The sequence below is a fragment of the Tepidisphaeraceae bacterium genome (assembly GCA_035998445.1).
GTDB lineage: Bacteria > Planctomycetota > Phycisphaerae > Tepidisphaerales > Tepidisphaeraceae > DASYHQ01.
The window spans coordinates 57,728-71,356 of record DASYHQ010000050.1 but is presented as its reverse complement, the minus strand read 5'-3'; the positions used below and the strand labels follow the sequence as shown (position 1 = coordinate 71,356).

Genomic DNA, 13,629 nt, shown 5'->3' with positions numbered 1-13,629 from the left:
CAGCTGACCACGGACCACTGACCACGGACGAAAAACATGTCGAAGGAAATGCTGATTAACGTCAGCGAAGGGGAAGAGTGCCGGATCGCGTTGGTTGAGGATGGACGGCTCGAAGAGCTGTACATGGAGCGCAACAGCGCCACCAGCCACGTCGGCAACATCTACAAGGGTCGCGTCACCAACGTCGAGCCGAGCATCCAGGCCGCGTTCGTCGATTTCGGCATGGGCCGCAACGGCTTCCTGCACATCAGCGACCTGATGCCCACCTACTTCGGTCGAGACGGTTCCGACTACCAGGAAACCGTCGGCCGAAAAATGGCCCGCCGCGACCGCCCGCCCATCCAGCGCTGCCTGCGTCGGGGCGACGAGATCATCGTGCAGATCATCAAGGAGGGCATCGGCACCAAGGGGCCGACGCTCACCAGCTACATCTCCATCCCCGGGCGCATCCTCGTGATGATGCCCGGCATGGGCAAGATGGGTGTCAGCAAGAAGATCGAGGACGACGCCGAGCGCCGTCGCCTGCGCACCATCCTCGACGGCCTGAAGCCCCCGAAGGACGTCGCGTTCATCATCCGCACCGCCGGCATCGGCAAGGCCAAGACCGAGATCGAGCGCGACCTGAAGTACCTCACGCGCCTGTGGGAGACGATCGAGAAGAAGCAGAAGGAGCCCGGCCCGGTCGAGCTGTACACCGAGGGCGACCTCGTCACGCGCACGGTGCGCGACGTGTTCACCAGCGACGTCGAGCGCATCGTCGTCGACAACAAGGACGTCGCCAGGCGCGTGAAGGACGTGATCAAGATCACCGCGCCGCGCACGAAGAACAAGGTCGACGTGTACGAGGACGGGGTGCCGCTGTTCCACCAGTACGGCATCGAGCGCGACATCGAGATGATGTACAGCCGCCACGTGCCGCTGCCCAGCGGTGGGTCGCTGGTCATCGACAGCACCGAGGCGATCGTCGCGATCGACGTCAACAGCGGCAAGAACCGCGAGAGCGGCGACGCCGAGACGACCGCCTTCCGCGTCGACATGGAGGCCGCCGACGAGATCTGCCGCCAGCTGAAGCTGCGCGACTTGGGCGGCGTGATCATCTGCGACTTCATTGATTTGCGCTACGACCGGCACCGCCGCGAGCTGGAGAAGCGCCTCGACGACAACTTCAAGCGCGACCGGGCCAAGACCAAGGTCCTGCGCATGAGCCAGTTCGGCATCATCGAGATGACGCGCCAGCGCATGCGGCCGAGCCTGAAGCGGTCGGTCTACTTCGACTGCCCGCACTGCAAGGGCGCCGGCCTCGTGAAGACGCCCGAGAGCATGGCGCTCGACGTCATGCGCAAGCTGGCGATCGCGGCTCACGACCAGCGCGTGGTACGCGTCGAGCTGGCCTGCTGCCCCGACGTAGCCTTCTCGCTGTTGAACAAGAAGCGCCGCCAGCTGGCGGAGCTGGAGGACGAGACGCAGAAGAAGGTCCTGATTCGCTCCGACGCGTCGCTTGGCCTGGATGAGCTGAAGCTGTCGCTGTTCGATGCGCGCGACGGCGCGGTCATCTTGGAAGAACTGGGCATGACGCTGCCGCAGATGGGCCACGTGACCCAGCTGGGCACACGCGGCGGTGGTGGTGGCCGCGGTGGTCGGGGTGGTGGTCGCAACGATCGCCGCGACGGTGGTGGTCGGAATCAGCAGCAGCAAAGCCGGCCCGCGGCCCGCGCGATGGAGGATGAGGAGGACGAGGACGAACGCTTCGCCCGCGAGACCGCCGAGGAAGCGCAGGAAAGCGACAGCGAAGAGGAGCCGTCGTCACCGCCGCAGCGCGCCGCGCAGGGCCGTCGGGACGATCGCGGTGGCCGCTCGCGGAACAACGCTGAACGCGAAGTCGCGCCGCAGGACGTGCAGGATGACCAGGACGATCAGGACGACGAGTCGGCCGAAGGTGAAGAGTCGGCCGCAGAAGGTTCGGGTCAGCAGGGCGACGACGCCCAGCAGTCGTCCGAGGGTGGTCGCCGGCGTCGTCGGCGCCGCCGTGGGCGTCGTGGTCGCAGCAATGGTGATGCGCCGCGTGAGCAGCAGTCGGAAGACCGTGCCGATTCGCCGAACGCCAGCTACAACCAGGGCCGCCGTGCGGATGGCAGCTTCGAGAACGTCACCGAAATGGAGACGGTCGACTTCGGCGACGAGGACGAGGACGAAGGCGCACAGGAAGCCGCGCCGGCGGCGAGCAACTTCGACGACACCCACGAGGACGAGAACGACCCACCGCAACCGCTGACGAACGAGTCGCGCCCGATCGACCGCGGCAACGGTCGGCGGCGCGGGCGCGGGGGTCGTGACCGTGGTGGCCGTGAGGGGGGCAATCGCGCCGGCGGTGGTGGTGGCGACAACCGTCGCAACCAGCAGCCGCCCACGCGCATCCCACCGAAGCCGCAGCAGGTCGCCAAGCCCGTGGTGGCGAGCGACGACGAGGAAGAGGGCGAAGAGGTGAACGGCAACCTTGCCCCGGCCGCTGCTGGCGCCGAGGGTGAGACCGGCGAACAGCCTCAAAAGCGCCGTCGGCGCCGTGGGGGTCGCCGGCATCGCCGGCGTCGCGAGAACCAGATGGCGCGTGAGAACACCGCTGTCGGTCTGCTGCCGCCAAGTCCCAACGATAGCGGCGAGGCGATCGCGTCCGCCGACGACGACGATCAGTACGTCGACGCCGAGTTGGACGACGCGGAAGGCGACGAAGAGGTGGAAGCCGTGGACGTGGCGGACACGGAAGAGGCGGAAGCTCCGCCCGCACCCGAGCCCGTCGCGAAGGTTCCCGCCCGTGATCAGCGTTCGTCGACGAGTCGTTCGAACCGGGTTCGGCGTCCGTCGCCACCGCCGGCGCCACTGCCGGTGGTGAAGACCGGATCAACCGATAAGCACCTCGTCGCTGAGGAAGTTGATGCGGACGAGGAGGTCGCCCCCGAGGTCGACGCGATCGAGGACACTGCCGAGGCGGAAGCCCCTGCGCCGGCGCGCCGTGTCCGTACCTCGCGCCGCGCCCCGAGCAGCTACAGCGACTTGGACGCGATCCCGGACGACTACGATTGACGTCAGCCGACGGCTTCGGCCCCTCTCCTCGTACGCCAGGAGAGGGGCCGGGCGAAGTTGAATGAGATCGCGTGTCGCCTAAAGCCTGGCGGACAAACGCGTGCGATGATCAGGGGACGTGTCATCCCGATGGGAGCGCTGGCGACCGGAGGGATCTCCCAAGGCCGAGAACCGTCCATGATTTGAGATCCCTCAGGTCGCCTGAGGCTCCCTTCGGGATGACACGTGCACGCGAGGCGGCAGAGTTCTGTCCGCGAGCTAGCCGCCCATTAGTGACAGTGTTGGTGGGCTCGCCATTTACCGGCTCGCCCGAGCGTATCTCCACCGCCTATTCCCCCTTCGCCGATCTCGCGCGATCGGTTATTCTCGCTCGCCCTCAAAGGAGCGCCGCACCTATGTCCGACACCGCCACGATCCTGAAGCAAGGCACCGACGTCCTCATCGGCAACTACGCCCGCATGCCCGTCGTGATGGCGCGCGGCGAGGGCAGCTACGTCTGGGATACCGACGGCAAGAAGTACATCGACCTGTTCGCTGGCTTCGGCGCGGGCATCATCGGTCACAGTCACCCGGCGCTCATCGCGGCGGCGACGGAACAGGCCAAGCAGCTTTGGCACGTCGGCAACACGTTCTACACCGAACCGCAGATTGCCTTCGCGCAGCGCCTGAACGCCACCGCCTTCACCGGCAAGGCGTTCTTCTGCCACAGTGGTCTGGAGGCCAACGAGGCTGCGGTGAAGCTGGCCAGGCTGGCGGGGCGGGCGCAATCGCCGCACCGGTGGAAAACCGTGTCGATGCACAAGTCGTTCCACGGCCGGTCGATGGCCATGATCGCCGCCACCGGCAACCCCGCCGTCAAGCAAGGCTTCGAGCCGGCGGTGCCGGGCTTCTCGCACGTCGACTTCGGCGACCTGGAAGGTCTCGCCGCCGCCATCGATTCCGAGACGGCCGCGGTGATGATGGAGCCGATCCAAGGCGAGGGCGGCGTGCACATGGTGCCCAACGAGTACGCCGTCGAGGTGCGCCGGCTCTGCACCGCCCGCAACGTCACGCTGATCTTTGACGAGGTATGGACCGGGTGCGGCCGCACGGGGCGCTGGTTCGGTTACCAGCACTTCCGCGATGCAAGCGGCGTCGTCGTCGAGCCAGACATCATGACGCTTGGCAAGGCCGTCGGGGGTGGACTGCCCGTCGGTGTGATGTTCGCTAAGCCCGAGATCGCCGCCCACCTGGTGCCCGGCAAGCACGGCAGCACCCTGGGTGGCAATCCGATCTGCATGGCCGTCTCCAAGACGATCTTCGACGTCATCGAGCGGGAGAAGCTGGTCGACAACGCCGCCACGCTTGGTGAGCACGCCATCGCCCGCCTGAAGAGCGACAAGCGCATCGCCGGCAAAGTCGCAGGCGTGCGCGGGCGCGGGTTGTTCATCGGCATCGAGCTTAAAGCGCCGCCCGAGAAGCTGAACGAGCGCGCGCTCGAGAACGGCGTGAACCTGAACCTGACCTCGAAGAACGTCATCCGCCTGGCCCCGCCGATCAACATCGATCGGGCCACGCTGGACGAAGGGCTGGACCGCACGATCGCCACGATCGCGGCGCTGTGACGCCAACGGTTTTGAACGTGACGCTCGGCCTTCTTGCAACTGTCATGCGCATTCGCCCCATTCATTGCCTGCTGCCTTTGGCCCTGCTCACCGGTTGTTTCGGTCGGCGAGACTCGGGCGACGCGCCGCAGCAACCGCTGGCGCCGTCGACCGCGCCGCGGGAAACGCTACCGGTATCCGCCGGGTCGGCGACGCCACTCGATCCACCGGTGGATGCTCGAACCGACCTGCTGGTGCGCACACGGTTGGACATGCTGATCCTCACGCTGCCGTACGGCACGGTGAGTCAAAGCGAGTCGTTCTGGAAGCAGGTCGAGGAGACGGCGCTGCCGCCGGAGACGTACGACGTGCTGTTCAAGAACGGCGTGCGCGTCGGCCTGGCACCCACGAGCGAGTGGGCGTTCTTCCGCGACCTGATTGCGCAGTACCCGGCCATCTCGCAGCGCGGCGAATACGCCGGAGGCGAGAGCAAGCCGGTCGAGGTCATGATTCGCCGCGACATCGATTCGCAGACGATCTTCTACCTGGACGCCGCCAACCGGTTGCAGGGCCGGTCGTACGACCGGTCGGAGGATTTGCTGAGCATCACGTTCCAGCAATCGCCGCGCACGCCTGGCGCGCTGCGCGTGGCGGTGGTGCCGGTGGTGCGATCGCAGCGGGTACGCATTGAGTACAACGCTGAGAACGTCGGCAACGAGGTGCAGTATGTGAACCCCGAGCACCTTTACGACCTGAGCCTGGCGACCGAGATCCCGCGCGATCAATTCCTGATCATCGCGCCCAGCCGCGAGGGCCGCTGGCCGACAAGCCTGGGCAACGTCTTCTTGACCGCCAACGGCACCGCCGAGCGGCAGGAACGGGTGGTCCTGCTGGTGCCTCGTGTCGTTACGCTGCGCGAGGCCGGACAGTAACGAAATTCTCCGGTCCCCTCTCTCGGTACGCCGGGAGAGGGCCAGGGTGAGGGTGATTTCGAATTCGCGGAAAGTCTGAAGTCTGAAGAAGACGTCGATCTCGACTCAGGTCTTAATCCTTCGTCCCTTGTAGCGAAAATCACCCCCACCTAGCCTCCCCCGGAGTACCGGGAGAGGAGCCGGAGACTCCCGCAGAGAACAACGGACTTCGCACTGGTCAAACCTTGTCATCCTGAGGTACGCCGAAGGATCTCCCCCGTATTCGCTTTGGAACAGAGGAGATCCTTTGGCGTACCTCAGGATGACGAATCGGGCGCCCGTTCGCTCAAGTGCATACTCCCCAAAACGAAGAACGCCGATCGGTTACCGATCGGCGTTCTTCGTTATTTTGCAACAACAGTCGCGCCGCGAATTACACCGCTTCGAGCGCCTGCTTGAAGTCGGCTTCCTTACGAAGGCCGACGAAGGTTTGGGCGACCTGGCCGTCCTTGAAGAGGATGACGGTCGGGATCGCGTTGATGCGGTACTTCATCGCGATGTCGCGGTTCGCGTCGGTGTCGACCTTGCCGACCTTTACCTTGCCGGCGAAATCCTTGGCGATCTTCTCGATCGTCGGAGCGAGCATCCGGCAGGGCTGGCACCATTCGGCCCAGAAGTCGACCAACACCGGCTGGCTGGACTGCAGGACCTCGGTCTCAAAGTTGCCGTCCGTAAATTCCACGACGTTTTCGCTGGCCATGATTGTTCTCCTCGAATGCTTGCGACCGACCCTATCGATCGGCTGACCGATCGTAGGAGCGGGGGTGGAACGTGTCAACGCGATGGACGGGCCCGGTGGGGCGGCACACCGACTAGCACGCCCCGCCTGCAAGATAGGCCGCGAAAGGGACAACCTGTCATCCCGAAGGGAGCGGTAGCGACCTGAGGGACCTCCCAGTGGCATGAGCGTAGCCGTCGATCGAGATCCCTCGGGTCGCTACCGCTCCCCTCGGGATGACACGTTCTGGAGGATGGTCTCTTTGGGTATTCAACGCGCGGTTGCGGCAAGAAGGTACCGCCGGACCGTCTCGGGCATGCCAAATTCCAGTGCGTCACCGATCAAGGCATGGCCGATCGACACTTCCAGCGTCTGTGGCACGGCTGCGATGAACGGCGGTAGGTTGTCCAGGTTCAAATCGTGACCGGCGTTCACGCCCAGCCCCAACTCCACCGCGCGCTTGGCCGCCGTGGCGTAGGGGGTGGTGGCGTCTCGGTCACCGCACGCGAAGGCGGCGGCGTAGGGTTCGGTGTAGAGTTCGACCCGGTCGGCACCCAACGCGGCGGCGCCTTCAATGGCGCGCACGTCAGGGTCAACGAACAGGCTGACCCGGCAGCCGTAGTCCTTCAGCTCCGCAATCACCGGCCGCAGTCGATCCGCTTCGACGATTGTGTCGAAGCCATGGTCGCTCGTGCTCTGCGACAGCGTGTCGGGCACCAGCGTGCATTGCGTCGGGCGGACGTCGCGGGCGAAGTGCATGAACTCATGGAATGGGTTGCCCTCGATGTTGAACTCAGCCGCGGGATGCGACTTCAACAGTTGCGCCAGGTCGTGCACGTCGTGCGGGCGGATGTGGCGCTGGTCGGGGCGGGGGTGGACGGTGATGCCGTGCGCGCCTGCGTCGAGCGCGATCGTCGACAGCCGGAGCACGCTGGGAATGTCCAGCGGGCGCGTGTTGCGCAGCGTCGCGACCTTGTTCACGTTCACGCTTAACTTGGCCATCGCTAGTCGTCCCTTCAGCGGCGCAGTTCCGATAACAGGTGGGGCAGCTCGGGCAGGATCAGCTTCGTCATTGCCAGTTCCACCGCTGCGGTGGAACCCGGCATGGCGAAGACCACCTTGCCCTTCGCGATGCCACCGATCGCGCGGCTCATCATCGCGCCGCTGCCGATCTGTTGCCAGCTTAGCATGCGAAACAGCTCGCCGAAGCCGGGCAAAGGTTGGTCGAGCAGGGCGTCGATCGCGTCCACGGTTACGTCGCGCTTGGCGATGCCCGTGCCGCCGGTGGTCAGGATGACATCGATCGAGGTGTCACCCAGCAACTGTAGAACCACAGGCCGAAGCAGCGCGGCGTCGTCTTTCAAGATCTCATAGTGGCCGACGGCATGCCCGACATCATGCAGCAGCGCGTGGATCCGTTGGCCGCTCTTGTCGGTCTCGCGCGTGCGCGTGTCGCTCAGCGTGATCACGGCACAGCGGGCGCTGATGGCGCGGGCCTGATCGCGATGCTCCTGATATGACATGGTGGACGTCCATTTGACCCGTTCACGGGTTCAGCCGCTGAAACTTCAACTGCCCACCCTCGCGCGTTACCACGATCTTGTTCTCGCCGGGGCGAAGCGGGATGTCCAAGCGGTTCGGGCTGCCACTGCTGATGGCGAGCATGGAATCGAGCGACGGGGCGGTCGCGTAGACGCGCAGGTAAGCGGTGGTCGACCGCTCGAGCTGCGCCTTCTCGTTCTCCACCTCGGCGACCTTGCCGGGGGCGACGGGGATGCCCCAGCCGCGCTCGTCGGGCCGCGGCATCATGCGGGCAACCTGCTCGGGTGTGGCCCAGTTGTTCTCGAACGGCGGGCCGTCCTTCGCGAAGCCGACCATCACCGGTTCGGACGACTCGTTCTTCACGGCGACGGAAAAATTGTACGTCTTGGTGTTGCATCCCCCGGCCACGAGCATGGCAAGGCCGAGGATCGACGGGATCAGGGCGCGTGGCGTCATGGCTCCATCGTATCGGCAGAGGTCGTTAGGGGAAACCCGGGCGCGTCGTTGTCGACGTCCACCGATTCCGCTCGCATCGTCGCCAGCAGAATAAGCCCGGGCAGGCCCAGCGCAACCGTGAGCAGAAAGAACGGCCCGTATCCCATCGCCTGAACGAGCACACCGGTATAGGCACCCACCACGATGCCCGCGACCGCCATCAGGCTCGAAAGCAGTGCGTACTGCGTGGCCGAGTATTCGGCCCGGCATTGGTTCATCAGGAAGAGGAAGAAGCCCGCCGTAACCAATCCGCCGCAGAAGTTTTCGATGACGAGCACGCTGATCAGCACGTCCAATCGCGCGTCCGATTGCGACAGCACCCAGAAGCCAAGGTTGCTGATCGCCTGCAGTCCACCGAACAGCCACAGTGCCTGCCGGGTGCCGAGCCGGTTAATGATGCCGCCCCCCAGCAGCGTGCCGCCGATGGCGACGACGACGCCCAGGAACTGGCGATACAAACCGATGTCGGTCTTGGAAAAGCCAGCGTCGCGCAGGAAGGGGCCGGTCATCGTGCCGGCAGTGGAATCGGGCAGGCGGAACAGCAGCACGAACGCCAGCACCAGCCAGCCGTCGGGACGCGAGACCATGTCGCGCAGCGGCCGAACAATGGCGGCTGCCATCGTGGGTGGGGGGGCACCGGGATTGGTGGGTTCCGGCGCCATTAGCGTCGCAACGATGCCCAGGGACATCATGCCTGCGCTGGCGAGGTACACGCCGCGCCAGGTGAGCCAGTTCTGGTCGACCAGGATCAGGATAATCGCGCCGGTCAGCAGCAGCGCCACGCGATAGCCCGCGACGAACGTCGCGGCGCCGGGGCCGCGCTCGGCGGTCGGTAGCACGTCGGCGCGATAGGCGTCGACGACGATGTCCTGACTGGCGCTGAGGAACGCCAGCCCCAGCGCCACGACGGCCACCCATCGCAGCGAGCCGGTGGGGTTCGTGAACGCCAGGCAGACGATCGCCAGCACGATCGCGATCTGCGTCAACAGCAGCCACCCGCGCCGCCGGCCGAGCAACGGGGGGACGTAGCGGTCCATGAACGGGGCCCAGAGCATCTTCAGCACGTACGGCAGGCCGATGAGGCTGAGAAAGCCGATCGTCTCCAGATCGACGTTCGCGTCCTTCAACCATTGCTGCAGCGTGCTGCTGGTGAGCGCGTAGGGCAACCCCGACGCGAACCCCAGCGCCGCCATGGCGGTGACGCGGCGCGAGGTGAAGACTGACTTGAACTGCGGCATCACCCTTCCGTGAGAGAAGCGGCGGATGGTACGGCCACGCCTAAGCGCTGTCACCCGAACGCGCATGTGAAATGCCGCTTCATTGAACGGCACGCCCGACCGGTTATCCTTCAAGGCTCCAACAAAAAGGAGCATCCTTTCATGCCGTCCATAGACATGCCGCTCGAAGCGCTGCATCGCTACAAGCCCTCGCTCTACCGCGAAGACGATTTCGAACCGTTCTGGCAAGCCACAGTGGCCGAGGCGATGGCGCAACCGCTCAACGCCGAGCTGGTGCCGTACCCACTGCGGGCCAAGGGCGTGACGTGCTACGCCGTCCGGTTCGACGGCTTCGGTGGTGGCCGCATCGCCGGTTGGTACCTGCGGCCCGACAGCACGGCGAAGGTGCCGGGGCTGGTCTGCTATCACGGTTACTCCGGGCGCGGGCCGCGGCCGATCGACTTGCTGTCGATCGCGTCGCAGGGCGTGGCGGTATTGAGCATGGATTGCCGTGGCCAGAACGGGCAATCACAGGACGTGTCGACCGACGTCGAAGGGCGCGTTGCCGGGTGGATGACCAAGGGCATTCGCGATCCGAGGTCCTACTACTTCCGCTACGTCTACGCCGATGCGCTGCGCGCCTTGGAAGTGCTGGCGCGGCGCGACGAGGTGGACGCCGATCGTCTGGCGATCACCGGTGGCAGCCAGGGTGGCGCGATCACGCTGGCGACGGCGGCGCTCACCGAACGGCGGCTCTTGCTGGCGATGCCGGACATCCCGTTCCTGTGCGACTTCCGCCGGGCGATCGAGATCACCAGCAACGGGCCGTACCCGGAGATCATCACGTTCCTGAAGGTGTTCCCGGAGCTGCGCGAGCGGGCGATCCGCACGCTGAGCTACGTCGATTGCATGAACCTCGCCCCGATGATCCGCTGCCGCACGCTAATCGCCAACAGTTTGTGGGACGACATCTGCCCGCCGAGCACGGTGTTCGCGGCGTATCATCACATGACGTGCGAGAAGGAGATGGCGATCTACCCGTACCACAAGCACGAGACGCCCTACGAGCACGCGGAGCTGCGCTTCCGCACGTTGATGGACGTCCTGCAACCGTAGCGCACGCGTGAGCTGACCATGGCCGCCAAATCCAACTTCTTCGACTTCCGCGAAAGCCTGCTGCGCAAGCCCGAGAACCCGCCGCGCGCCGGCGCGGCGCCGTCGGGTCGCGAGCCGATCACGGTCGCGCAGTTGACGGCCGACATCGAGCGCGCGCTGAAGGGGGGCCTGCCCCCGAGCGTGGCCGTGAAGGGGGAGCTCAGCAACTACAACCACCATCGCGGCAGTGGACATCACTACTTCACGATGAAGGACGGCAGCGCCTGCATCGACTGCGTGATGTTCAAGTCGGACGCGATCCGCTTAAAGTTCGTCCCGAACGATGGCATGGAAGTCGTGACGACCGGCCGGGTGGCGGTCTACGCACAGCGCGGGCGGTACCAGCTGTACGCGACGTCGATCCAGCCCCTTGGGCAGGGAGCGCTTGAGCTGGCGTTCCAGCAGATGCGGGCGAAGCTGGAGGCGGAGGGGCTGTTCGCCCACGAGCGCAAGCGCGAGCTGCCACGGTATCCGCTGCACATCGCGCTCGTCACCAGCACGAACACCGCGGCCGTCGCGGACATGCTGAAGGTGCTGCGGCGGTTCCGGTTCCTGCGGCTGTCGATCTACCACGTGCCCGTGCAGGGCGAGGGCTGCGGCGCGAAGATTGCGGAGGCGATTCGGCATCTCAATTCGTGCTGGATGGATGGCGAGAGGGCGAGTCCGCAAGCGGCGGACGTAATCGTGGTGGGGCGCGGCGGTGGGTCGCTCGAGGACCTCTGGGGCTTCAACGAAGAGGCTGTCGCCCGGGCGATCGCGGGTTCGACGATTCCGGTCATCACCGGCATCGGCCACGAGGTGGACGTATCGATCGCCGACCTTGTTGCTGACTATCACGCCCACACGCCCACCGAGGCGGCCCAGGTGCTCACGCAGCATTGGCGGGCGGCCGGCGACGGGCTGGACAACCTCACCCGGCGGCTCACGCGCACGACCGCAGCGACGATCGGTGACGCCAGCAGCCGTTTGGCCAATCTCGCCCGCCACGAGTTCTTCCGCAGGCCAACGGATCGCGTCAACCAGATGCGCCAACGGCTCGACGACGCCGAGCGACAGCTGACGATGGCAGCCGAGCGCCGCCTGAATCGCTGCCGCCGCCACCTCGACGATTCCGCCACCCGCCTGCAGCGGCGCGATCCCGCCCACGCGATCGACTTGCGCCGCCAACGCCTGGCGCACCTCGAGGCTCGCTTGAACCGTGAGGCCGTCGTGGTCATGCGCAAACGCCGTGCGATCCTGGCCGGTCTGGAGGGACAACTGGTCGCGCTGTCGCCAGAGTCGGTGTTGAAACGCGGCTACTCCATCACCACGCTCAGCCGTGACGGCAGCATCGTGCGATCCACCTCGCAGCTGAACGCCGGCGACCGAATCACCACGAAGTTCAGCGATGGCGACGTGAAGTCGATCGTCGAGGATGGCAAGCAGGGTCGGTTGTTCGAGTAGCCTTGGCTCGCATTCCATCCGATTAGCAGTACAGCCTTCGCGACCCTGTCGCGAAGGCAGTTTCCTCTGCGCTGCTTCTCGCCATCCTCGCGCGCAACCCGTATCGAACCCACGTTCAGGTCGACGGCGGTTTGGGTAAATGAAAAGGCGAATCCGTGCACCATTTTGCACCATTGTGCACCATCTGATGCAGGCGGCGGGGCTGGCGAGGCACGGTGAGGCTGGTCTTCAGTTGTCAAAGAACACACTATCCATTTCTACGGACGCGCTGCGCAGTCCAAGCAGATCTGGCGCAACACCTCTCGTTTCCTTCGTGTCCTCCTTCGTGCCTCTGTGCCTTCGTGGCTCCCTGTTTCGACAAGCGACAGAGAGACAGGCAAGAACGGACTTATGCATTTGACGGAGCAATCGTCATCCTGAGGTACACCGAAGGATCTCTTCGCAACGCAATACGGGGGGAGATCCTTCGGAGTACCTCAGGATGACGGCTCGACAACCGGCCATTTTTTTGCAGTGCAGGTCCGGGCAAGAATGTCCGTCCCTGCAGAAGGCAATGGCAGAAGAGACACAGGCAAGAATTCCTGTGCAATAGAAGACCGAAGAATGAATACGGGGGGAGAGCGGGGGGAGAGACAGGCAGGAATGCCTGTCCTACAGAAGGCGTCGGTCGCGGGCGGGGCATAAGAAGAAGCGGTGCATCAACCGGCAGAATCGCCAGTCGATGCACCGCTTTGATCTTCCACGCTTACCCGCGTTTATTCGGTTTCCTTCAACTGGCTCACCGGCCGTCGCCCGGCGAAGCCGGCGGCTAGCTCGTGCCAGAAGGCGATCTTCTCCTCGCCCAGCTTCCAGCAGAGGTAAACATCATGGCCCTCGTGGCGGCCCATGAAGTCGATCAGGCCCGTGCGGTAGTCCTTCAGCTCGGCACCGACGTCGCTCAGCTCGCTGACCAGTTCGGCCAGGCGCGCCACGCGGCTGTCGAGCTCCTTATTGGCACGGGTGATCTCGGCGTTGTCGCGCAGCGAATCGAGATGATCCTTCAACGCGGTGGCCTCGGCGTTCACGCGGACGATGTCACCGACGATGCGCTGGACCAGCGGCAACGTCTTGTTCGCTTCGTCTAGCGTGAAACGACGGGTCGGACGCGATGGGGCGACGCGAGGAGGTGTTGCGAACTGCGAACCGGCCATGGCAATTGCCTTTCTCAAGGCGGCCTGCGGATCGGCCACCGATGTAAGAATCGTTAGCCGCGGAGTGCGTTGGTTACGCTGATCGAATTATGACACCGACCTGCGGTCTGTCAACGCGAACACGAACTTCTGAAAAGCAAAAGAGGTGCCGCACCGCCGGCCTGAACCGGTTGTACCAATAGCGAGCGCAACTGGCGATTTTATGGGTCCCGCCTCATCCCATCTCGCCGCGCTTCA

Annotated in this window: 11 protein-coding genes; 5 read left to right on the top strand and 6 right to left on the bottom strand. The window is 65.1% G+C overall.

What is annotated here, in order from left to right:
- Positions 1 to 36: 36 nt before the first annotated feature.
- From VGN72_18615 to VGN72_18605, 3 genes are all read left to right on the top strand, one after another.
- Complete coding sequence (locus tag VGN72_18615) at positions 37 to 3,078, top strand: Rne/Rng family ribonuclease (protein ID HEV7301382.1); 3,042 nt, start codon at positions 37 to 39, stop codon at positions 3,076 to 3,078.
- A 395-nt stretch (positions 3,079 to 3,473) separates the two neighbouring features.
- Positions 3,474 to 4,682: an acetylornithine/succinylornithine family transaminase gene (locus VGN72_18610; GenBank protein HEV7301381.1), complete on the top strand. Its 1,209-nt coding sequence runs from the start codon at positions 3,474 to 3,476 to the stop codon at positions 4,680 to 4,682.
- 44 nt (positions 4,683 to 4,726) lie between these two features.
- Positions 4,727 to 5,593 (top strand): hypothetical protein, encoded by an 867-nt coding sequence (locus VGN72_18605; protein ID HEV7301380.1) that lies wholly within the window; start codon positions 4,727 to 4,729, stop codon positions 5,591 to 5,593.
- Between the two features lie 412 nt (positions 5,594 to 6,005).
- Here the strand turns inward: VGN72_18605 and trxA are convergent, their stop codons facing one another.
- From trxA to VGN72_18580, 5 genes are all read right to left on the bottom strand, one after another.
- Positions 6,006 to 6,332, bottom strand: a complete 327-nt coding sequence (gene trxA, locus VGN72_18600) for a thioredoxin (GenBank protein ID HEV7301379.1) — start codon at positions 6,330 to 6,332, stop codon at positions 6,006 to 6,008.
- A gap of 288 nt (positions 6,333 to 6,620) precedes the next feature.
- Positions 6,621 to 7,352, bottom strand: a complete 732-nt coding sequence (locus tag VGN72_18595) for a pyridoxine 5'-phosphate synthase (protein ID HEV7301378.1) — start codon at positions 7,350 to 7,352, stop codon at positions 6,621 to 6,623.
- Between the two features lie 14 nt (positions 7,353 to 7,366).
- The gene (locus VGN72_18590) at positions 7,367 to 7,873 is read right to left on the bottom strand and encodes a MogA/MoaB family molybdenum cofactor biosynthesis protein (GenBank protein HEV7301377.1); all 507 of its coding nucleotides are present in this window, start codon (positions 7,871 to 7,873) and stop codon (positions 7,367 to 7,369) included.
- 22 nt (positions 7,874 to 7,895) lie between these two features.
- Positions 7,896 to 8,348: a hypothetical protein gene (locus tag VGN72_18585; protein ID HEV7301376.1), complete on the bottom strand. Its 453-nt coding sequence runs from the start codon at positions 8,346 to 8,348 to the stop codon at positions 7,896 to 7,898.
- The gene (locus VGN72_18580) at positions 8,345 to 9,625 is read right to left on the bottom strand and encodes an MFS transporter (protein ID HEV7301375.1); all 1,281 of its coding nucleotides are present in this window, start codon (positions 9,623 to 9,625) and stop codon (positions 8,345 to 8,347) included. Before VGN72_18580 ends, VGN72_18585 begins: the two co-directional genes overlap by 4 nt.
- 141 nt (positions 9,626 to 9,766) lie before the next feature.
- Between VGN72_18580 and VGN72_18575 the strand changes: the two genes are divergently transcribed.
- On the top strand, positions 9,767 to 10,720 hold the full coding sequence (locus VGN72_18575; GenBank protein ID HEV7301374.1) for an acetylxylan esterase: 954 nt from the start codon (positions 9,767 to 9,769) through the stop codon (positions 10,718 to 10,720).
- Between the two features lie 18 nt (positions 10,721 to 10,738).
- Positions 10,739 to 12,202, top strand: coding sequence for an exodeoxyribonuclease VII large subunit (gene xseA / locus VGN72_18570; protein HEV7301373.1), 1,464 nt, complete (start codon positions 10,739 to 10,741; stop codon positions 12,200 to 12,202).
- 755 nt (positions 12,203 to 12,957) lie between these two features.
- Here the strand turns inward: xseA and VGN72_18565 are convergent.
- On the bottom strand, positions 12,958 to 13,392 hold the full coding sequence (locus tag VGN72_18565) for a DUF2203 domain-containing protein (GenBank protein ID HEV7301372.1): 435 nt from the start codon (positions 13,390 to 13,392) through the stop codon (positions 12,958 to 12,960).
- Positions 13,393 to 13,629 lie beyond the last annotated feature (237 nt).

Excerpts from the sequence above, each read along its gene's own strand:
- VGN72_18595 (HEV7301378.1), bottom strand. The coding sequence starts at position 7,352 with ATGGCCAAGTTAAGCGTGAACGTGAACAAGGTCGCGACGCTGCGCAAC.
- VGN72_18615 (HEV7301382.1), top strand. The coding sequence starts at position 37 with ATGTCGAAGGAAATGCTGATTAACGTCAGCGAAGGGGAAGAGTGCCGG.
- VGN72_18575 (HEV7301374.1), top strand. The coding sequence starts at position 9,767 with ATGCCGTCCATAGACATGCCGCTCGAAGCGCTGCATCGCTACAAGCCC.
- trxA (HEV7301379.1), bottom strand. The coding sequence starts at position 6,332 with ATGGCCAGCGAAAACGTCGTGGAATTTACGGACGGCAACTTTGAGACC.
- VGN72_18610 (HEV7301381.1), top strand. The coding sequence starts at position 3,474 with ATGTCCGACACCGCCACGATCCTGAAGCAAGGCACCGACGTCCTCATC.
- VGN72_18565 (HEV7301372.1), bottom strand. The coding sequence starts at position 13,392 with ATGGCCGGTTCGCAGTTCGCAACACCTCCTCGCGTCGCCCCATCGCGT.
- VGN72_18590 (HEV7301377.1), bottom strand. The coding sequence starts at position 7,873 with ATGTCATATCAGGAGCATCGCGATCAGGCCCGCGCCATCAGCGCCCGC.
- xseA (HEV7301373.1), top strand. The coding sequence starts at position 10,739 with ATGGCCGCCAAATCCAACTTCTTCGACTTCCGCGAAAGCCTGCTGCGC.
- VGN72_18585 (HEV7301376.1), bottom strand. The coding sequence starts at position 8,348 with ATGACGCCACGCGCCCTGATCCCGTCGATCCTCGGCCTTGCCATGCTC.
- VGN72_18580 (HEV7301375.1), bottom strand. The coding sequence starts at position 9,625 with ATGCCGCAGTTCAAGTCAGTCTTCACCTCGCGCCGCGTCACCGCCATG.
- VGN72_18605 (HEV7301380.1), top strand. The coding sequence starts at position 4,727 with ATGCGCATTCGCCCCATTCATTGCCTGCTGCCTTTGGCCCTGCTCACC.